2 protein-coding genes are annotated in these 1,421 nt (G+C 66.8%); both read left to right on the forward strand.

The window, feature by feature from the left end:
• A partial coding sequence (locus EN742_RS34950; protein ID WP_148670523.1) for a CaiB/BaiF CoA-transferase family protein occupies positions 1–854 on the forward strand: 854 nt, incomplete at its 5' end.
• A gap of 38 nt (positions 855–892) precedes the next feature.
• A partial coding sequence (locus EN742_RS34955) for a pyridoxamine 5'-phosphate oxidase family protein (protein WP_148670524.1) occupies positions 893–1,421 on the forward strand: 529 nt, incomplete at its 3' end.

Here is a 1,421-nt window from a genome sequence, read left to right on the forward strand (position 1 = left end):
GTCTCGGGCCTGACACGGTGCTGGCGCGCAATCCGGCGCTGATCTACGGCCGCCTGACCGGCTTCGGCCAGGGCGGGCCGCTTTCGGACCGCGCCGGCCACGACATCACCTATCTCGGCTATTCCGGCCTGCTGCACGCCATCGGCAGGCAGGGAAGCCCGCCGGTCCCGCCGCTCAACCTCGTCGCCGACTATGGCGGTGGCGCCATGATGTTGGTTGCTGGCGTGCTCGCTGCTTTGTTCCAGCGCTCGCGTTCCGGCAAGGGCCAGGTGATCGATGCCGCCATGGTTGAAGGCGCTTCCATGCTGGCAACGCCGATACACGCCTTCATGGCGGCCGGCCTCTGGAGCGACGCACGCGGCGAGAACCTGCTCGATTCCGGCGCGCCCTTCTACGATACTTACGAGACGGCGGACGCGCGCCATGTCGCGGTCGGCTGCCTCGAGCCCCGCTTCTTCGCCGAATTCGCCAGGCTGCTCCCGCTCGACCCGCGCTTCGCGCATGGTCAATACGACAGGACGACATGGCCGGCCATGCGCGCCGAAATCGCCGCGCGGATGAAACAAAAGACCCGCAACGACTGGGAAGCGCTTTTCGCCGCAAGCGATGCCTGCGTCGCCCCGGTGTTGTCCTTGCTGGAGGCAAGGGATCATCCGCACAGTCGCGCCCGCGGCGCCTTTGTGCAATCAGGCAATCTCGATCGCCCTGCCCCGGCGCCGCGCTTCTCGCAAACGCCGTCAGCGCTGGCCACCGCGCCGACCGATCGTGATCTTAAGCCGGAGATGGTTCTGGCGCGCTACGGCATGGCTGAAAGCGAGATTGCCGCCCTTGTCAAATCCGGTGTGATCGGATGATAAGCGGAGCAGAAAGATCAGCTTAACGGGGAGCGCTTTTGGTCGATCGGAAAAAAGACGTCATCCGCGAGACCGACGCCGCAGCGGTCAGGCTGGCTAAGACGCTGATCCGCGGCGCCCGTTTCGGCGCCCTGGCTGTGATCGACCCTGAGACCGGAGCGCCGCTGGCGAGCCGGGTCGGCGTCGCCACCGACAGCGACGGCGCCCCGCTGATCCTGGTCTCGATGCTGTCGGCGCACACCGGCGCGCTGCTTGCCGACCCGCGTTGCTCGTTGCTCGTCGGCGAGCCCGGCAAGGGCGATCCGCTGGCGCACCCACGGACAACCCTTGTCTGTCGCGCAAGGCGGCTGGAGCGCGGTTCGGCCGAACATATGCGCGCCGAGCGGCGCTACCTCAACCGCAACCCCAAGGCGAAGCTTTACGTCGGACTCGGCGACTTCTCTATTTTCCGCCTCGAACCGGAACGCGCCAGCCTCAATGGCGGTTTCGGCAAGGCCTACCTGCTCGACCGCGCCGACCTCGTCATCGCCGGACCTATCGTCGAGGAACTGGCCGAAGGCGAGCAAT

This window comes from Mesorhizobium sp. M4A.F.Ca.ET.020.02.1.1, assembly GCF_004022645.1.
Taxonomy (GTDB): Bacteria; Pseudomonadota; Alphaproteobacteria; order Rhizobiales; family Rhizobiaceae; genus Mesorhizobium.